Genomic DNA, 17,501 nt, shown 5'->3' on the forward strand with positions numbered 1-17,501 from the left:
AGCTTTCTTCCTCACGCGGGTTGGACTTCGACCAGGCAATCGTAGAACACCGGCGCCCGCCCGAGGTCGGTGAGCTTCTGGCTGGTGAGCTGGTTGACGTTGGTGCCGCCCAGGCCCAGCTTGCGCCACCAGATGCCCAGGCCGTTGACGACGCCGGGCCGCGCGCGCCGCGACACCCGGGCGCGCACCAGGTAGTCGCCGCGGTCGTTGAAGACGCGGACGATGGCGCCGTCGGCGATGCCGCGCGCCGCGGCGTCGCTCGCATGCAGCTCCAGCAGGGGCTCGCCCTCGATGTCGCGCAGGCTCTGCACGTTGACGAAGCTGGAGTTGAGGAAGTTGCGCGCCGGCGGCGAGATCATCGCCAGCGGGTAGCGCTCCGACGTGCCGGCCGCTTCGTAATTGGGCAGGTGGTCCGGCAGGCCGTCCAGGCCTTGCCGCGCCAGCCGTTCGCTGAAGAACTCGCAGCGCCCGGAAGCCGTCGGGAAGCGGCCTTCGGCAAAGGGCGCGTCGGCCACCTGCAGCGAAGCGAAGCCTTCCTCCAGCAGCACGTTGAAGTCCACGCGGTCGCCGAAAGCGGTGCGGCACAGGGCCTCGTCGCTGTCGGAGAAGCAGGGATCTGCGAAGCCCATGCGCCGCGCGAGCGCGCGGAACACGTCGGTGTTGGTGCGCGCCTGGCCCATGGGGGCGATCGCCGGGCGGTTCAACAGCACGTCGGTGTGGCCGTAGGAACTGTGGATGTCCCAGTGTTCGAGCTGCGTCGTGGCCGGCAGCACGTAGTCGGCATAGTCCACGGTGTCGGTCGCGAACTGCTCCAGCACCACGGTGAACAGGTCCTCGCGGCCGAAGCCGCGCGCCACCAGCCCCGACTCGGGCGCCACGGCCAGCGGGTTGCTGTTGTAGACGACCACCGCTTCGATCGCGGGACCGAACGCGGGCGAGGCCGGCCGCAGCAGGTCGTCGCCGATCTGCACCATGTTGATGGTGCGCGGCGTGCGTCCGGCCAGCAGGTCGGGCCGCTGCAACGCCGCCTTGTCGGTGGGGAAGTAGCCGGAAGTCGACAGCAGCATGCCGCCGGCGCGATGGCGCCAGGCGCCCGTGAGCGCCGGCAGGCAGGCGATCGCCCGCACGGCGTTGCCGCCGCCGCGCACCCGCTGCATGCCGTAGTTCAGGCGGATCGCCGCAGGCTTCGTCGTGCCGTAGTCGCGCGCCAGCGCGCGGATCTGCTCCGCCGGCACGCCGCACACTTGCGCCGCGCGCTCGGGCGTCCAGCGCATGGCCCGCTCGCGCAGGCCTTCCCACCCCAGCGTGTGCTGCGCGATGTAGTCGTGGTCCAGCCAGTCGTTGACGACCAGTTCGTGCATCAGCGCCAGCGCCAGGGCGGCGTCCGTGCCGGGCAGCAGCTGGATGTGCTCGTGGCACTTCTCCGCCGTTTCGCTTCGCCGCGGGTCGATGCACACGAGCTTCGCACCCTGCCGCTTGGCCTCGTTGGCGAGCCGCCAGAAGTGCAGGTTGCTGGCGATCGAGTTGCTGCCCCAGATGACGATCAGCCGGGCTTCGGCGAAGAACTCCACCTTCATGCCCACGCGGTTGCCATAGGTCTGGTTCAGCGCCTCGGCGCCGGCCGATGCACAGATGGTGCGATCGAGCAGCGACGCGCCGAGCTTGTGGAAGAAGCGCATGGCCATGCTCTCGCCCTGCACCAGGCCCATGGTGCCGCAGTAGCTGTAGGGCAGGATGGCTTGCGGGTCGCGCGCGGCGATGGCCTGCAGGCGCGCCGCGATCGCATCCAGCGCCTCGTCCCAGCCGACCGGCTCGAAGCGGCCTTCGCCCTTGCGGCCCACGCGCTTGAGCGGCGTGAGCAAGCGCTCGGGATGGTTGGTGCGCTCCGCGTAGTGCGAAACCTTGGTGCACAGCACGCCCGCGGTGGCGGGGTGCGCCGGATTGCCCTGGACCTTGATGGCGCGCCCGTCCTGCACGGTGGTGACCAGCGCGCAGGTGTCGGGGCAGTCGTGCGGGCAGGCCCCGCGCACTTGCCGGGTAGTCGTCGTCTCAACCATTCTTTTCATCGAGCGTGCGGATTTCCGAGAGCCCCTGCATGAAGGCCTGGCAACGCGCCAGCTGTTCGAGGCTGACGTATTCGTCGGGCTGGTGCGCCTGCGTGATGCTGCCCGGGCCGCAGACCACGGTGCGGATGCCGGCCTGCTTGAAGATGCCGGCTTCGGTGCCGAAAGCCACGTTGGTCGTCTCCTTCTCGCCCGACAGGCGCTGGGCCAGCCGGGTCACGTCGTCCTGCGCCGAGCCGAGGAAGCTGGGGATCTCGCAGATCGTCTCGAAGCGGAAGCCGGTGCCGGGCGCGACCTTCTGCATCGCCGGCTCCAGCGACTTCGCATAGGCCACTACCTGCTGCTGCATCTCGCGCGCGTCGGCGGTCGGCAGGTCGCGGAACTCGTAGCGGAACTCGGCGTCGCGCGGCACCACGTTGTCGGCGATGCCGCCGTGGAACTGTCCCACGCTCGCGGTGGAGAACGGCACGTCGAAGCCTGCGTAGCGCGGCTCTTCGCGCTCGAAGCGGTCGGCCATGTCGCGCACCCGGCCCACAACCCGCGCCGCCATCTCGATCGCGTTGACCGACTGCGGCGTCAGCGAGGAATGCGCCTCCTTGCCGCGCACGCAGCAGCGGTAGCGGTAGACGCCCTTGTGCGCGATGGCCGGCACCATGTTGGTGGGCTCGCCCACGATGCAGGCCAGCGGCTGGATGCTGGCGTCGCGCATGTCGGCGATCAGCTCCTTCACGCCGAAGCAGCCGATTTCTTCCTCGTAGCTGAAGGCGTAGTGGATGGCGAACGGCGCCGGACTGTTCAGGAAGGCCTCGGCGTGGGCCACCGCGATCGCGATGAAGCTCTTCATGTCGGCCGAGCCACGGCCGTAGAGGCGGCTGTCCTTCACCACGGCGCCCAGCGGATCAACGGTCCAGGCCTGGCCGTCCCAGGGCACCGTGTCGGTGTGCCCGGACAGGATCAGGCCGGCCGGCTTGCCCTCGCCCAGCGTGGCGAACAGGTTGGCCTTGGTCTTCTCGGCGTTGTAGCTCAGGCGGCTCTTCACGCCGAGCTTCGCGAGCTCGTCGCGGATGAAATGGATCAGGTCGAGATTCGAATTGGCGCTGACGGTGTTGAAGCGCACCAGGGTCTGCGCCAGTTCCAGCGCACGGGGAGACAAGGAGGTGACAGCCATGCCCCATTGTCGCGGATTCCCCTCATGGCACGGTGCTTGCTGCCCGGCTAGACTGATCGGCTCCAAGAAGCATTACCCCGGACTGCCCATGCAACTCCTCGACTCCATCGTCACCCAGGCCGCGTCCATCGCGGCCGTGCGGCGCGACATCCACGCCCATCCCGAACTTTGCTTCCAGGAGCAGCGCACCGCGGACCTGGTGGCCGCCAAGCTCACCGAGTGGGGCATCCCCATCCACCGCGGCATGGGGACGACCGGCGTGGTGGGAATCGTCAAGAACGGCACCTCCACGCGCGCGCTCGGCCTGCGCGCCGACATGGACGCCCTGCCGATGCAGGAGTTCAACACCTTCGCCCACGCCAGCAAGAACGCCGGCAAGATGCACGCCTGCGGCCACGACGGCCACGTCGCCATGCTGCTGGCCGCGGCGCAGCACTTCGCCAGGAACCGCAACTTCGACGGCACGGTCTATCTGATCTTCCAGCCCGCCGAGGAAGGCGGCGGCGGCGCGCGCGAGATGATCAACGACGGCCTGTTCGAGAAGTTCCCGATGGAGGCCGTGTTCGGCATGCACAACTGGCCGGGCAGCCAGGTCGGCAAGTTCGCCGTCAGCCCCGGCCCGGTCATGGCTTCCACCTCGGAGTTCAAGATCACGATCCGCGGCAAGGGCGGCCACGGCGCCATGCCGCACCTGGGCATCGACCCGGTGCCGGCGGCCTGCCAGATGGTGCAGGCCTTCCAGACCATCGTCAGCCGCAACACCAAGCCGATCGACGCCGCCGTGATTTCGGTGACCATGATCCACGCCGGCGAAGCCACCAACGTCATCCCCGACAGCTGCGAGCTGCAGGGCACGGTGCGCACCTTCACCACCGAAGTGCTCGACATGATCGAGCAGCGCATGCGCAAGGTCGCCGAGCACACCAGCGCCGCCGCCGGCGCCACCTGCGAGTTCGAGTTCCAGCGCAACTACCCGCCCACCGTGAACTCGAAGGACGAGGCGGAGTTCGCCCGCGGCGTGATGGCCAGCATCGTCGGCGAGCAGAACGTGCTGGTACAGGAGCCCACCATGGGCGCCGAGGACTTCGCGTACATGCTGCAGGCCAAGCCGGGCGCCTACTGCTTCATCGCCAACGGCGACGGCAGCCACCGCGAGATGGGCCACGGCGGCGGGCCCTGCATGCTGCACAACCCCAGCTACGACTTCAACGACGACCTGATCCCCCTGGGCGCCACCTACTGGGTGCGGCTGGCCGAAGCCTGGCTCGCCAGGGACCGCGCATGAGCGGGGCGAGCGACGCATTCGCTCCCACCTACGCCCAGGCCCGCGAGAAGTTCCTGCAAGCCGCCGCCGCTGGCGGCGTGGCGGTGGAGTCCAGGACGCATCCGCTGCCCGGCCTGCAGGGCGAAGCGCTCGCCATGGACGTGGCGCGCGACGGCGACCCCAACGCGTCGAAGCTGCTGGTCCTGAGCAGCGCCTGCCACGGCGTCGAAGGCTTCTGCGGCAGCGGCGTGCAGGTCGCCACGCTGCGCGACGCGGCCTTCCGCGAGCGCGCACGCGCCGCCGGCGTGGCGCTGCTGTACGTCCACGGGCTCAACCCCTACGGCTTCTCGCACGGCTTCCGCGCGACGCACGAGAACGTCGACCTGAACCGCAACTTCAACGATTTCGACAAGCCGCTGCCGGTGAATGCGGCCTATCGCGAGCTGCACGCGCTGCTGGTGCCGCCCGAATGGCCGCCCACCGCCGCCAACAACAAGGCGCTGCAGGACTGGGTGTCCGCGCACGGCGAGCGGGCCTACCAGAGCGCCGTCAGCGGCGGGCAGTACGAATATGCCGACGGCCTCTTCTTCGGCGGCCGCTCCGCCACCTGGAGCAACCAGTCCCTGCGCGAGGTGCTGCGCGCGCATGGCCGCCGCGCGGCGCGGCTGGCGTGGATCGACATCCACACCGGCCTCGGGCCGAACGGCGTCGGCGAGCGCATCTATGCGGGGCGTGACGACAAGGACAGCTTGGCGCGCTGCCGCGCCTGGTGGGACGGCGGCGGCCGCACGCCGATCACCTCGATCTACGACGGCTCGTCCACCTCGGCCTTCCTCACCGGCATGATGTTCAACGCCGCCTACGAGGAATGCCCGCAGGCGGAGTACACCGGGATCGCGCTGGAATACGGAACCGTGCCGGTGCTGCAGTCACTGCATGCGCTGCGAGGCGAGCAGTGGCTGCGGCGGCATCCCGAGGCCGCGCCGGCGGTGGCCGATGCGATCCGGCAGGGGATGAAGCAGGCGTTCTATACCGACAGCGATGCGTGGCGGGAGCAGATCGTCGTGCAGGCGAAGGAAGCGTTGACGCAGGCAGTGGACGGCCTGGCTTCCTGAAGGTCATCCCCGCGAAGGCGGGGACCCAGGGCGTTCGAGGCTGCGCGCGTGCGCGCAGGCAATGCGGAAGCGCTGGGTTCCCGCCTTCGCGGGAATGACGTCAACTGCGCGCCCGCTCCTGCGCAATCACCAGCAGTCCGTCGAAGATCAGGCTTTCCACCAGCTCGAACTGCACCGCCATGTGGGGCGCGACCTTCCAGCCGGCGCCGCCGGTCATGACGCAGAAGGGCTCGGCGCCGCAATGCCGGCGCACGTGCTGCACCATCCGCTCGATCGCGCCGGAGATGGCGAAGGTGCCGCCGCTCGTGAGCGCGTCGCTGGTGTTGGTGGGGAATTCACGCACCTCGCCGGTGGGCACGTGCAGGCCGGCGGTGCCGCTTTCCAGCGCGCGCAGCATGATGCCGTGGCCCGGCAGGATGAAGCCGCCCAGGAAGCGGCCCTCGGCGTCCAGCGCCTCCACCGTCACCGCGGTGCCCACCATCACCACCACCATCGGCCGCGCGGCGCCCTCGGCCAGCATGCGCGCCCGCGCCCCGATCATCGCCACCCAGCGGTCGGCGCCCAGGCGGGTCGGGTGGTCGTAGCCGTTGGAGACGCCGGCCTCGGCCGAACTCGCGACCACCCACTGGGCGGGCACGTCCCACAGCTCCTCCATCTGCTCCTCGGCGCGCCGCTTGATGGCATCGGCGGCGACGCAGCAGCCGATCATGCGCGCGGGCGCCTGCAGGCCGGACCAAGGGCCGTCGGCCAGCTTGTCGATGTTTTCCAGGAATTCCGCGCCATGCGCGAGCGGCTGTTCGCCGGCAGCGGCGCGTTCGTACAACGCCCACTTCAGCCGGGTGTTGCCGATGTCGAGGGCGAGCAGGGTCATGGGCGACGCGGCCTCAGGCGGCGGCCCGCAAGGGCTCCTGCAGCGCCACCAGTTCGGCCACCAGCGCCTGCTCCTGCGCCTGCAGCGCGCCGCAGTCCTCGGCCGCCTGCAATGCGCATTGCTTCAGCGCCTGGTCGGCGCTCCGCGCGACCTCGGTGCCTTCGGGGGCCGCCGAGCCGCCGGCCTTGGCTTCCCGCGCGACCGCGGTCAGGTGCCGTTGCCAGGTCTTCCACTCGGTCTCCAGGGCTTGCTGCAACCGCTCCAGCAGCGCGGAGCGGCGCCCGGCCTGCTGGCGGCATTGCTCCAGCGCCTGCTGCGCCGCCGAACTGGCGCCGCGCAGCTGCTTCAGCCGCGCCACCAGCAATTCGCAACGCGCTTCGTCTTCCTGCATGGACTGCCTGGCCGCCTCGTCGCCGCCCGCGGCTTCGCGCGCCTTCAGCTGGTTGCGCATGTCCTGCAGCCAGCGGGCGCCCTGGTCGATGATCTTCTCGATGGCCTTGAGCTCGACCTCGACCTCGAGCAGCGAGCGCTCGACGGCGGTGCCCTGCGTGACCAGCGCGCGTTGCAGCGCCTTCACGTCGTCCTGCAGGTCCTCGCCGCACTTGCGCGTGCGGTCGTACTGCGCCAGGAACTCCGCGGCCTGTTCCTTGCCCTTGCCGGTCGCGCGCGCCAGCCAGCCCTTGGGCTGCAGCTGCGCGAAATCGAGCTGGCCGGCCTGGGCCGCCAGCGCGTCCAGCGCGCCGCGCACCGCATCGAACCGGGCCTCGGCGACCTGGCCCTCGAGCTGCTTGCGCAGGTCGACCAGGCGCCGGACGTGGCCGCTGCCCGCGTCCGCCGCCAGCTGGTCCAGCCAGGCAGCGGGACTCGCCGCCGGCTTGGGACGGACCTTCAGCTGCGCCAGCTTGGCCGGCGTCATCAGCGAGGCGGTGCGGTCGTCGTCGTCTTGCATGGGCGCAATGGTAGCGGTGCGGCCGAGCAGGTGCTAGATAGCGCCCAACCAACAGGCCCGCTGGATCGCCGCCATCTTGTTGTCCACCTTCAGCTTGCTCATGGCGTTGGCCAGGTGGTAGTTCACGGTGCGCTCGCTGCACAGCAGGCGCTGCGAACTCTCGCGCGCGGTCAGGCCCTGGAAGGCCAGCTCCAGGCATTCCCGCTCGCGCGGGCTGAGCGTCGATCGGGCTACCGCGATCGAACGGCGCACCTGCGGCCAGATGTTCAGCGCCGACCAGGCCAGCGCCGCGGCTTCGGCGCGGTCGGTCAGCTCGCGCGGGCTGAACATGAAGCACTCGAAGGCGCGGCCCGCCGGCAGCGAGAACTCCACCCGCACCACGGTCTGGTAGCCATGCGCGAGCCACAGCATGCGCCAGCGGCTCGAATGTTCGGGGTCGGTGCGGGAAATGGTCTGCCAGGCCACCAGCGGCGCGTCGGAGTCGCGCCAGCGCGCGCCGAAGTCGCGGCTTTCCGCCAACGCCTTCGCGGCCTCGGCGACCACCGGGGGGTGGACGGCGACCACCTGGCGGTCTTCGCTGCCGCCGAAGGGGTCGGGGCCGAGGATGACTACCGCCTCCACGGAAAATTCGCGCAGGGCGGCCACCCAGTCACTGAGGATGCCGTCCAGGCTGACACTGTCAAAGTTAACAGGGATCCCCATCACTTCTCGTTCTTGCGCGCACGCTGGGCTGTGACAATATCACCATCGCCCTTATGAACGAGGATTTGCGCCGCCCCACCTACCCGTCCGCCCTGCCCCGCGCCCGATTCGAGGCCATGGCCCGGCGGGTGCGGCAATGGACGGCCGCCGAGGTGCGGCAGACGCTGGTGGAGCCGATCCTCCACCCGTCGACGTGGCGGATCCGCGCGCTGGGCATGTCCACCTTCGTCGGCCATCCCCTCTTCTATTTCATCTGGACCTTGTGGCTGCCGCAGCCCTACGAGGACCTGGTCCTGCGCCTGATGATGTCGCTGTTCGGCCTGAGCCTGCTGGTCGTTCCCGGCCTCACGGCCAGCCCGCCCAGCCGCGTGGCGGCCACCACCTTCACGCTGATCTTCTGGATCACGCTGCCCTGGTTCTTCTCGTGGATGTACTTTTGCAACAGCGGCAACCCGGTCTGGCTCGCCAGCCTGGGCGCGATGTTCCTGATCTATTACCACCTCACCGACTGGCGCCTGGCCACCGTGGGCAGCATCAGCGGCCTGGTCGTTGCCTGGGCGATGTTCCACGCGGTGGGCCCGGACGCGCAGCCGATCACCTTCGCGCTGGGCGCCACCAACGCCGTGGTGCTGGCCTTCTGCTGGTTCATGGCCATCACGCTGGGCCTGTCGTCGTCCAACCTGCGCCGCGAGCAACTGAATTACACGCTGGGCACCATGGGCATCATGGCGCACGAACTGCGCACGCCGCTGGCCACCATGCAGCTGATCGGCGAGGCCCTGCGCAACGAGGCGCGCCAGGAAGGCGAGGACGGCGAGCGCGTCCAGATGCTGGCGCAGCGCCTCACCAACCTGGTGCGCAACATGAACCACCAGATCGACATGCAGATCACCAACGCGCGGCTGATGCGGCTGCCGCGCCACACCGAGGCCATGTCGGCGGCCGCCCTGGTGGACCTGGCGATCGCCGACTATCCCTTTCGCAGCAGCCGCGAACGCGACTGCGTCGTGATCCGGGTGCACGGCGACTTCCGCTTCCTCGGCTCGCGCGCGCTCTTCCTGCAGGTAATGGACAACCTGACCAAGAACGCCCTGCGCTCGCTGGCCGCGGCGTCCACCGCGAGCCGGCCCGGCGACCTGCTGATCGAGGTCGGCGCCCAGGGCAACCGGGGCCGCATCGTGTTCACCGACAAGGGCGTGGGCATGGACGACGACCTGCAGGCCCGCATCTTCCAGCCCTTCTTCTCCACCGACCGCGGCACCGGCCACGGCCTGGGGTTGGCCTTCTGCCAGCGCGTCGTCCAGGGCGCGCAAGGCACCATCCGCGTGAAATCCGCCCCGCTGAAGGGCGCGATCTTCACGATCGAACTGCCGCTCGCGTAGCACAATGCACCCCGTGCGACCGCACCGCCCATGACCTTTCCCCTGTTCCACCGCCCCGGCACCGTCGTCTTCCTGGACGACGACCCCGACTACCTGGAGATGCTGGCCCTGGTGCTGCCGCGCCAGTGGCACCTGCGCCTGTTCCTGCGGCCGCCCGAGGCCATTGCCCACCTGCTGCAGGAGCCGCCCTTCTGGGAGGCCGACGCCTGGAACCAGCAGCAGCTGATCGAGAACTGGCGCGACGGCAAGCCGCTGATCCCGCAGATCCTGGGCTACTGGTCGAAGTACACCGAACGCTATGCACTCTCGCGCGTGTGCGTGGTCGACTATTCGATGCCCGGCATGGACGGCCTGCAGGCGCTGGCCGAGCTCGGCGACTGGCCCGGGTCGCGCGTTCTCCTGACCGGCCAGGCCGATGAACAAGTCGCCGTGCGCGCCTTCAACCACGGCCTGATCGACCAGTTCATCCCCAAGCAGACGCCCGACATCTCGCGCCGCCTGATCGAGGCGGTGGACCGCCTGCTGTTCACCTCGCATGCGCGCCATGCGCAGACCTGGCGCGTGACGCTCAAGCCCGAACAGAACGCGCTGCTGCGCGCGCCGGGCGTGGCCAACTGGCTATCGGCCTTCTGCGCCAAGCACTGGGTGGAGCACGTCGCCATCGGCGACCCCTTCGGCGTGCTCGGCATGGATGCCGCTGGCAAGATCGGCTGGCTGCAACTGGAGACACGCGAGGGCCTGCCCGCGCTGGCGGAGCTGGCCGACGTGGCCGGCGTGCCGGGCGAGGCGGTGGCCGAGATCCGCAGCGGCGCCAGGCTCGCAGACGTGGAACTGCGCCAGGCGCTGTCGTCGTCACAGCCGGTGGCGCTCGTGCCGGCGTTCGAGGTCGGCGAAGGATCGAGCACCTTGCTGGGGGCCCTGTTCCCGGTCGAAGCGGCGCAAGGGCCGGACCCCAACAACAGCTATGCCGCCTGGCTGAAGCGCCAGCCCAAGCGGCACGTGCAGGAGTAGGTCTACTCCGCGCGGCCGCGTTGCCGCCGCGCGATTGCCCACTCCCAGGGCTTCACCAGCGGCGCCACTTCGCGCGCCACGCCTTCGACGTGGCTCATTTCCGCGTCGGTCAGCGTGGCGTTGAGCGTGAGGCGCACCATCGCGCGATTGCGGCTGGTGGCCGGCGCGCAGAACACCGCCCCGAACACGCCGCGCTGCTCCAGCTTGTCGCGCAGCGCCAGCGTGTCGGCTTCGGCGCCGGCTTCCAGCGAGATGATCTGCTCGCTGCCATGGTGGATCGGGAAGCCGCAATCGCTGAAGGCCTGGCGCAGGCGCTGCGTGTTGCGGCGCAATTGCGCGCGGGCTTCGTCGCTGCGCTTCACCACTTCCAGCGTGGCGGCCAGGCCCGCGATCTCGTGCGGCAGCAGGCAGGAGCTGAAGATGCTCGGGTAGCTGTGGCACATGAGGTAGGGCCGCAGTTCGTCGGGCATGGTGAAGAAGCCGGCGCGTCCCGCGAAGGCCTTGGCGAGGCTGGCGGTGATGAAGTGGACGCGGTGCGTCAGGCCCAGCTCCGCGCACAGGCCGCGGCCCTCGGGGCCGTGGGTGCCCAGCGAGTGGGACTCGTCGACCAGGATCATGCAGTCGTGCGCTTCCGCGACTTCCACGACCTGCTCCAGCGGGCATAGCGCGCCGGTGGTGCTGTAGACCGAGTCGACGATCACCAAGCCGGGCCCGTGGCGCTGGATCATGCGTTCGAGGTGCGCCGGGTCGTTGTGGCGGAAGGCATGCGCCGGCGCGTTGGCGGCGCGCACGCCCTCCCACAGCGACATGTGGGCCAGGCTGTCCAGGTAGACCGGCGTCTCGGCGTCGGCGATGACCTGGATCAGGCCCAGGTTGGCGGTGTAGCCGGATTGGCAGAGCAGCGCGCCCTGCTTGCCCACGTGGTCGGCCAGCGCCGCTTCGAAGCGTGAGGTCGGGCTGCCGTCCAGCTGGAACACGCCGGACTGCACGATGTACTCCCGGTTGGCACGCAGCGCGTCCAGCTGCGCTTGCACGATGTCGGCGTGGCCGGTGACCGACAAGTAATCATTGCCGTCGAGCCGGACCGCGTTCGGCCCGGGCGCGACGCCGTGCGTCACGAACTTGCGGCCCCATTCCTTTTCCCAGCGCTCCTTGAACTGGGTCTCGATGCGCTGCCTCAGCCGGGACGACAGCCCCGGTTCCACGACTCCAACGACTTCCATGAACTGCTCCAACTGCTTTTTGAGCTGTTCATTGGACGAAATGTCTTGTCAGCGCGTTCCTACACCCCTGTCAGGTCTGACAGGGGGGTTACAGAGTCTTACGGATTGTGTCGGTGGCAGGTCGCCAGCCCGACAAAGGGCTCAGCTCAGCTTGCCGTGGCAGAACTTGAACTTCTTGCCGCTGCCGCAGGGGCAGGGATCGTTGCGGCCCACGCGCGGCAGGTCGGCGGCGGCCACCGCGGCCGTGCTTTCGTCGACCATGCTCTCCACCTCGCCGGTTTCGGTCGGCGCGGTGTAGGTGACGTTGGCGATGTGCTCGGCGCGCTCTTCCAGGTCCTCGGCGGCCTGCTCGAGCTGTTCGCTCGACTGGACCTTCACCGTCATCAGGACCTTGGTCACCTCGTTCTTCACCGCGTCCAGCATCTGGCCGAACAGCTCGAAGGCTTCGCGCTTGTATTCCTGCTTGGGCTGCTTCTGCGCATAGCCGCGCAGGTGGATGCCCTGGCGCAGGTAGTCCAGCGCGGCCAGGTGCTCGCGCCAGTGCGAGTCGATGCTCTGCAGCAGCACCATGCGCTCGAACTGGGTGAAGTTCTCCTCGCCGACCTGGTCCACCTTGGCCTGGAAGGCGGCATGCGCCGCGGCGACCACCTTCTCGACGATGTCCTCGTCGGTCATGGAGGCGGCGGCTTCGACCTGCTTGGCCAGGCCCAGCTCGATGCCCCAGTCGTCCGCCAGCGCCTTCTCCAGGCCCTTCAGGTCCCATTGCTCTTCCACCGACTCCGGCGGCACGTACTGGTGCACCAGGTCCTCGAAGCAGCCTTCGCGCAGCGCGGCGATCTGCGCGCCCAGCGCCTGCGCATCGAGGATGTCGTTGCGCTGCTGGTAGATCACCTTGCGCTGGTCGTTCGACACGTCGTCGTATTCGAGCAGCTGCTTGCGGATGTCGAAGTTGCGGCCTTCCACCTTGCGCTGCGCGCTCTCGATCGAGCGCGTGACGATGCCGGCCTCGATGGCCTCGCCGTCGGGCATCTTCAGGCGCTCCATGATGGCGCGCACGCGGTCGCCCGCGAAGATGCGCATCAGCGGATCGTCCAGCGACAGGTAGAAGCGCGAGGAGCCCGGGTCGCCCTGGCGGCCGGAGCGGCCGCGCAGCTGGTTGTCGATGCGCCGGCTCTCGTGCCGCTCGGTGGCGATGATGCGCAGGCCGCCATTGGCCTTGACCGCCTCGTGGTCCTTGGCCCATTGCGCGCGGAGTTCCGCCGCACGGGCCTGCTTGGACACCGCGTCCATCGTCTCGTCGGCTTCGAGCGCCTCGACCGCCTTCTCGACGTTGCCGCCCAGCACGATGTCGGTGCCGCGGCCCGCCATGTTGGTGGCGATGGTGATCATCTTCGGCCGGCCGGCCTGCGCCACGATGTCGGCTTCGCGCGCGTGCTGCTTGGCGTTGAGCACCTGGTGCTCCAGGCCCGCCTTGTTCAGCAGGTCGGAGATCAGTTCCGAGTTCTCGATGGAGGTCGTGCCCACCAGCACCGGCTGGCCGCGGCCGTGGCATTCGCGGATGTCCTGGATGGCCGCGTCGTACTTCTCGCGCGCCGTCTTGTAGACGCGATCGAGCTGGTCGTCGCGGCTGCTGGGCCGGTTGGGCGGGATCACCACGGTTTCGAGGCCGTAGATCTCCTGGAACTCGTAGGCCTCGGTGTCGGCCGTGCCGGTCATGCCGGACAGCTTGCCGTACAGGCGGAAGTAGTTCTGGAAGGTGATCGAGGCCAGCGTCTGGTTCTCGGGCTGGATCTGCACGCCTTCCTTGGCTTCCACGGCCTGGTGCAGGCCGTCGCTCCAGCGCCGGCCGCTCATCAAACGGCCGGTGAACTCGTCGACGATGACGACCTCGCCCTCCTGCACCACGTAGTGCTGGTCGCGGTGGTACAGGTGGTTGGCCCGCAGCGCCGCGTTCAGGTGGTGCATCAGCGAGATGTTCGCCGGGTCGTACAGCGTGGCGCCTTCGGGGATCAGGCCCATGTTGAACAGGATGCGCTCGGCGTTCTCGTGGCCCTGCTCGGTCATGAAGACCTGGTGCGTCTTCTCGTCCACCGTGAAGTCGCCCGGCTTGGTCACGCCCTCGCCGGTGCGCGGGTCGGCTTCGCCTTCCTGCTTGGTCAGCTGCGGCACCACGCGGTTGATCGCGAGGTACAGGTCGGTGTGGTCCTCGGCCTGGCCGCTGATGATCAGCGGCGTGCGGGCCTCGTCGATCAGGATCGAGTCCACTTCGTCGACGATGGCGTAGTTCAGGCCCCGCTGCACGCGGTCGCCCGTCTCGTACACCATGTTGTCGCGCAGGTAGTCGAAGCCGTATTCGTTGTTGGTGCCGTAGGTGATGTCGGCGCGGTAGGCTTCCTGCTTCTGCTCGCGCGGCATCTGCGGCAGGTTGATGCCGACCGACAGGCCGAGGAAGTTGTACAGCCGGCCCATCCACTGCGCGTCGCGGTTGGCGAGGTAGTCGTTGACCGTGACCACGTGCACGCCCTTGCCGGACAGCGCGTTCAGGTACACCGGCAGCGTGGCGGTCAGCGTCTTGCCTTCGCCGGTGCGCATTTCGGCGATCTTGCCCTGGTGCAGCGCGAGGCCGCCCAGCATCTGCACGTCGAAATGGCGCATCTTCATGACGCGCTTGGAGGCCTCGCGCACGACGGCGAATGCCTCGGGCAGCACGTCGTCGAGGGCTTCGCCCTGGGCGATGCGGCCGCGGAACTCCTCGGTCTTGGCCTTGAGGGCTTCGTCGGAAAGCTGTTCGAGCTTGGCCTCGAAGGCGTTGATCTGCTCCACGGTCCGGCGGTACTGCTTGAGCAGCCGATCGTTGCGGGAGCCGAAGATTTTGGTCAGGAAGTTGGTGGCCATGAACGCGGTTCCGCCGCAGCCACGAGGGGCCGGGTCAGCGCAATCCCTTTGTTGTCAGCAGGATCAGATGGAGGCGCCGGGCGGGGCCACAAGGCTCAGCCGCACGGCAAAACCCCGGATTTTACCCGGGGCGGGCAGGCGGCTTGTAGGACGGCTCAGTGAATGGCGCGCGGGGCCGTCACGGACGGCGCCAGGGCGGCGACGGTCGCCGGCGCGTTGCGGCCGGCGTTCAGGAACTTCATCGGGTCCTGCGGCACGCCCTGCACCAGCACCTCGAAGTGCAGATGCGGGCCGGTGGAGCGGCCCGTGGTGCCGACTTCCGCGACCTTCTGGCCGCGCTTGACCAGGTCGCCCTTCTTCACCAGCAGCCGCGAGGCGTGGGCATAGCGGGTGACGAGGTTGTTGCCGTGGTCGACTTCGACCATGTTGCCGTACTGCGGGTGCACTTCGGCAGCGACCACCACGCCGCCGGCGGCGGACTGGATGGTCGTGCCGGGTGACGCCTGGAAATCCAGGCCGGTGTGCAGCGCCGAGTGGCCGGTGAAGGGATCGATGCGCCAGCCGAAGGAGGAGCCGAGCGGGCCGGCCACCGGATGCTGCGTCGGGATCATCATGGTCTTCAGGCGCTGGTCGATCAGGCGCGACTCCATGACGGTCAGCAGGTCGGTGCGCTCGCCGGTCAGCTGCTCCAGGTCGTTCAGCGTGGCCTGCAGTTCTTCCAGCGACAGCGGGCGGCCTTCCACCAGCGCGCCGCCGCGGCCGGCGACGATCTTCAGGTCGTGGGGATTGACGCCGGCCAGGCCGCCGACGCGCTCGCCGAGCGCCTCCAGCTGCAGCATGCGGGCCTGCATCTCGCCCAGCTTGCGCGCCATCGCGTCGAGGTTCTCGCGCATGTAGCGGTCGCGCTGCTCGAATTCGTCGGCCACCACCAGCCGCACCAGCGTGCCGACGATGGGCCAGCGCTCGCGCGCGCCCTTGAGGAAGACCCAGTGGTACAGGCCCGCCGCCACCAGCATCAGCACGAGCGACAGCGTGGCGAGCGCGGCAACCAGCTTGGTGCCGCTCAGGTGGATGGCTCGGCTCTTCGCCAACCAGGCATCCGTGATAATGAAATGCACTTCTTCTTCTCCTCTCCAACGACCTCCATGACCCGCCGCCACTACCCGGTGCCCCTGCACGAGGCTGCCGAGGAAGCGCCTACTTTGGCGCGTCTCGCGCAACTGGCGCGCGAGTCCGGCGAACGGCTCAAGGCAATCGAGCCCCTGATCCCTGCTCCCCTGCGGCCTGCGGTCCGGCCGGGTCCCATCGAGGGAACCGGCTGGTGCCTCCTGGTGGACGGCAGCGCGGCGGCGGCGAAGCTCCGGCAGTTGCTGCCCTTGTTCCAGGACAAGCTCAACAGCCGTGGGTGGCAGGTTACTTCAATCCGCCTGAAGGTTGGAAGCCACCAAAGGTAAGCGCCTGCTCCGCCGGTCGGTCGGATGGTGCCGATTATCCGAATCGAACGGATGACCTACTGTTTACAAGACAGTTGCTCTACCAACTGAGCTAAATCGGCGTACATCGCCCCGGGCAACGCCGGAGCGATTCTGAAGCGGTTTGGTCGCTGGGGGAAGTCGTGGAAACTACTTGACCCGCTTGAGCGCCGGGCGCGGGCCGCCGGGGCTGGGCGGCTTCGGCGGTTCGCTGTCGGGTGTCGATGCCGGCGCGCCGTCGGGCGTCACCAGCTGCACCACCTTGCTTTCCGCCTCATGCGGCGCGGCCGGCACGCTGGTCAGCGGTGACGGCTTGGAAGCCTCGGCCTCGCCGCCGCCGGACACCGGCACCGGGAAGGCCATGCCCTGGCCGTTCTCGCGGGCGTAGATGGCGATCACGCGATTCACCGGCACCATGATCTCGCGCGCGGTGCCGGCGAAGCGGGCCTTGAACTCGATGAAGTCGTTCCCGAGCTTCAGCGAGCTGGTGGCGTCGAAGCTGATGTTCAGCACGATCTCGCCGTTCTTCACGTACTCGCGCGGCACCTGCACCGAGTCGTCGACCAGCACAGCGACGTACGGCGTGAAGCCGTTGTCGGTGCACCATTCGTACAGCGCCCGGATCAGGTACGGGCGGGTGGAGGTCGATTCGAGGGCGTTCATCTCTACCCGCAAGAATAGCGCTTACTTGCGCATCACTTTCTCGGACGGGGTCAGCGCTTCGATGTAGGCCGGGCGCGAGAAGATGCGCTCGGCGTACTTCAGCAGCGGCGCGGCGTTCTTCGACAGCTCGATGCCGTAGTAGTCCAGGCGCCACAGCAGCGGCGCGATGGCCACGTCGAGCATCGAGAAGTTCTCGCCCAGCATGTACTTGTTCTTCAGGAACACCGGGGCCAGCTGCGTCAGGCGATCGCGGATGTGCGAGCGGGCCTTCTCCAGCGCCTTCTCGTTGCTCTTGGCGGCGCGCGACTCCAGCGTCGACACGTGCACGAACAGTTCCTTCTCGAAGTTGAGCAGGAACAGGCGGACACGGGCGCGATCCACCGGGTCTCCGGGCATCAGCTGCGGATGCGGGAAGCGCTCGTCGATGTACTCGTTGATGATGTTCGACTCGTACAGGATCAGGTCGCGCTCGACCAGGATGGGGACCTGGCCGTACGGGTTCATGACGTTGATGTCTTCCGGCTTGTTGTACAGGTCGACGTCGCGGATCTCGAAGTCCATGCCCTTTTCGAACAGCACGAAGCGGCAGCGATGGGAGAAGGGGCAGGTGGTTCCCGAGTAGAGCACCATCATGATGTTTGTCCTTTAAAAACCAAAAAGAGTGGGTGCAGGGGCACCCACTCCAAGTACGCGTGTCCAGCCCGGAGGCCGGACCGCGTTTTG

15 protein-coding genes and 1 tRNA gene are annotated in these 17,501 nt (G+C 68.6%); 5 read left to right on the forward strand and 11 right to left on the reverse strand.

Annotated features, from left to right (window positions below; translation table 11 throughout):
• Window positions 1-11: 11 nt before the first annotated feature.
• Together LZ009_RS00485 and argE are read right to left on the reverse strand one after the other, a co-directional pair.
• Complete coding sequence (locus LZ009_RS00485; RefSeq protein ID WP_275695919.1) at window positions 12-2,057, reverse strand: molybdopterin-containing oxidoreductase family protein; 2,046 nt, start codon at window positions 2,055-2,057, stop codon at window positions 12-14.
• The gene (gene argE, locus LZ009_RS00490; protein WP_275695920.1) at window positions 2,050-3,231 is read right to left on the reverse strand and encodes an acetylornithine deacetylase; all 1,182 of its coding nucleotides are present in this window, start codon (window positions 3,229-3,231) and stop codon (window positions 2,050-2,052) included. The genes LZ009_RS00485 and argE overlap by 8 nt, the downstream gene beginning before the upstream one ends.
• 88 nt (window positions 3,232-3,319) lie before the next feature.
• Between argE and LZ009_RS00495 the strand changes: the two genes are divergently transcribed.
• On the forward strand, window positions 3,320-4,516 hold the full coding sequence (locus LZ009_RS00495; RefSeq protein ID WP_275695921.1) for a M20 aminoacylase family protein: 1,197 nt from the start codon (window positions 3,320-3,322) through the stop codon (window positions 4,514-4,516).
• Window positions 4,513-5,610 (forward strand): M14 family metallopeptidase, encoded by a 1,098-nt coding sequence (locus LZ009_RS00500; RefSeq protein WP_275695922.1) that lies wholly within the window; start codon window positions 4,513-4,515, stop codon window positions 5,608-5,610. Before LZ009_RS00495 ends, LZ009_RS00500 begins: the two co-directional genes overlap by 4 nt.
• Window positions 5,611-5,710: 100 nt before the next feature.
• Here the strand turns inward: LZ009_RS00500 and LZ009_RS00505 are convergent, their stop codons facing one another.
• The 3 genes from LZ009_RS00505 to LZ009_RS00515 are packed head-to-tail and all read right to left on the reverse strand — an operon-like array spanning window position 5,711 to window position 8,132.
• Window positions 5,711-6,481, reverse strand: coding sequence for a type III pantothenate kinase (locus LZ009_RS00505; protein ID WP_275695923.1), 771 nt, complete (start codon window positions 6,479-6,481; stop codon window positions 5,711-5,713).
• 13 nt (window positions 6,482-6,494) lie between these two features.
• Window positions 6,495-7,430: a hypothetical protein gene (locus tag LZ009_RS00510; RefSeq protein ID WP_275695924.1), complete on the reverse strand. Its 936-nt coding sequence runs from the start codon at window positions 7,428-7,430 to the stop codon at window positions 6,495-6,497.
• Window positions 7,431-7,463: 33 nt separating this feature from the next.
• Window positions 7,464-8,132, reverse strand: a complete 669-nt coding sequence (locus LZ009_RS00515; protein WP_275695925.1) for a helix-turn-helix transcriptional regulator — start codon at window positions 8,130-8,132, stop codon at window positions 7,464-7,466.
• A gap of 53 nt (window positions 8,133-8,185) precedes the next feature.
• Here LZ009_RS00515 and LZ009_RS00520 point away from each other — a divergent pair, with 53 nt between their 5' ends.
• Window positions 8,186-9,514, forward strand: a complete 1,329-nt coding sequence (locus tag LZ009_RS00520; RefSeq protein ID WP_275695926.1) for a sensor histidine kinase — start codon at window positions 8,186-8,188, stop codon at window positions 9,512-9,514.
• A gap of 30 nt (window positions 9,515-9,544) precedes the next feature.
• Window positions 9,545-10,525 carry a response regulator gene (locus tag LZ009_RS00525; protein WP_275695927.1) on the forward strand — a complete coding sequence of 327 codons (981 nt, stop codon included), beginning with the start codon at window positions 9,545-9,547 and terminating at the stop codon, window positions 10,523-10,525.
• Window positions 10,526-10,527: 2 nt separating this feature from the next.
• On the opposite strand, the gene cqsA is transcribed toward LZ009_RS00525, so the two are convergent.
• The 3 genes from cqsA to LZ009_RS00540 form a co-directional block, all read right to left on the reverse strand.
• Window positions 10,528-11,748 (reverse strand): alpha-hydroxyketone-type quorum-sensing autoinducer synthase, encoded by a 1,221-nt coding sequence (gene cqsA, locus LZ009_RS00530; RefSeq protein ID WP_275695928.1) that lies wholly within the window; start codon window positions 11,746-11,748, stop codon window positions 10,528-10,530.
• Between the two features lie 141 nt (window positions 11,749-11,889).
• A complete protein-coding gene (secA, locus tag LZ009_RS00535; protein ID WP_275695929.1) occupies window positions 11,890-14,643 on the reverse strand; it encodes a preprotein translocase subunit SecA in 2,754 nt (917 codons plus the stop codon).
• Between the two features lie 155 nt (window positions 14,644-14,798).
• Window positions 14,799-15,761 carry a M23 family metallopeptidase gene (locus LZ009_RS00540; protein ID WP_275695930.1) on the reverse strand — a complete coding sequence of 321 codons (963 nt, stop codon included), beginning with the start codon at window positions 15,759-15,761 and terminating at the stop codon, window positions 14,799-14,801.
• Window positions 15,762-15,788: 27 nt separating this feature from the next.
• Between LZ009_RS00540 and LZ009_RS00545 the strand changes: the two genes are divergently transcribed.
• A complete protein-coding gene (locus LZ009_RS00545) occupies window positions 15,789-16,097 on the forward strand; it encodes a DciA family protein (protein WP_275697085.1) in 309 nt (102 codons plus the stop codon).
• A gap of 25 nt (window positions 16,098-16,122) precedes the next feature.
• On the opposite strand, the gene LZ009_RS00550 is transcribed toward LZ009_RS00545, so the two are convergent.
• The 3 genes from LZ009_RS00550 to LZ009_RS00560 form a co-directional block, all read right to left on the reverse strand.
• Window positions 16,123-16,198: transfer RNA gene (locus LZ009_RS00550), tRNA-Thr, on the reverse strand.
• A 67-nt stretch (window positions 16,199-16,265) separates the two neighbouring features.
• Window positions 16,266-16,778: a ClpXP protease specificity-enhancing factor gene (locus tag LZ009_RS00555; protein ID WP_275695931.1), complete on the reverse strand. Its 513-nt coding sequence runs from the start codon at window positions 16,776-16,778 to the stop codon at window positions 16,266-16,268.
• A gap of 21 nt (window positions 16,779-16,799) precedes the next feature.
• Window positions 16,800-17,411 carry a glutathione S-transferase N-terminal domain-containing protein gene (locus tag LZ009_RS00560; protein WP_061500777.1) on the reverse strand — a complete coding sequence of 204 codons (612 nt, stop codon included), beginning with the start codon at window positions 17,409-17,411 and terminating at the stop codon, window positions 16,800-16,802.
• Between the last annotated feature and the right edge of the window lie 90 nt (window positions 17,412-17,501).

It is taken from the genome of Ramlibacter paludis, from assembly GCF_022012305.1.
In the GTDB taxonomy this organism is placed as follows: Bacteria; Pseudomonadota; Gammaproteobacteria; order Burkholderiales; family Burkholderiaceae_C; genus Ramlibacter; species Ramlibacter paludis.

Bases quoted from the DNA above. Each gene is read 5' to 3' on its own strand.
- LZ009_RS00485 (WP_275695919.1), bottom strand. From the start codon at position 2,057: ATGGTTGAGACGACGACTACCCGGCAAGTGCGCGGGGCCTGCCCGCAC.
- argE (WP_275695920.1), bottom strand. From the start codon at position 3,231: ATGGCTGTCACCTCCTTGTCTCCCCGTGCGCTGGAACTGGCGCAGACC.
- LZ009_RS00495 (WP_275695921.1), top strand. From the start codon at position 3,320: ATGCAACTCCTCGACTCCATCGTCACCCAGGCCGCGTCCATCGCGGCC.
- LZ009_RS00500 (WP_275695922.1), top strand. From the start codon at position 4,513: ATGAGCGGGGCGAGCGACGCATTCGCTCCCACCTACGCCCAGGCCCGC.
- LZ009_RS00505 (WP_275695923.1), bottom strand. From the start codon at position 6,481: ATGACCCTGCTCGCCCTCGACATCGGCAACACCCGGCTGAAGTGGGCG.
- LZ009_RS00510 (WP_275695924.1), bottom strand. From the start codon at position 7,430: ATGCAAGACGACGACGACCGCACCGCCTCGCTGATGACGCCGGCCAAG.
- LZ009_RS00515 (WP_275695925.1), bottom strand. From the start codon at position 8,132: ATGGGGATCCCTGTTAACTTTGACAGTGTCAGCCTGGACGGCATCCTC.
- LZ009_RS00520 (WP_275695926.1), top strand. From the start codon at position 8,186: ATGAACGAGGATTTGCGCCGCCCCACCTACCCGTCCGCCCTGCCCCGC.
- LZ009_RS00525 (WP_275695927.1), top strand. From the start codon at position 9,545: ATGACCTTTCCCCTGTTCCACCGCCCCGGCACCGTCGTCTTCCTGGAC.
- cqsA (WP_275695928.1), bottom strand. From the start codon at position 11,748: ATGGAAGTCGTTGGAGTCGTGGAACCGGGGCTGTCGTCCCGGCTGAGG.
- secA (WP_275695929.1), bottom strand. From the start codon at position 14,643: ATGGCCACCAACTTCCTGACCAAAATCTTCGGCTCCCGCAACGATCGG.
- LZ009_RS00545 (WP_275697085.1), top strand. From the start codon at position 15,789: ATGACCCGCCGCCACTACCCGGTGCCCCTGCACGAGGCTGCCGAGGAA.
- LZ009_RS00555 (WP_275695931.1), bottom strand. From the start codon at position 16,778: ATGAACGCCCTCGAATCGACCTCCACCCGCCCGTACCTGATCCGGGCG.
- LZ009_RS00560 (WP_061500777.1), bottom strand. From the start codon at position 17,411: ATGATGGTGCTCTACTCGGGAACCACCTGCCCCTTCTCCCATCGCTGC.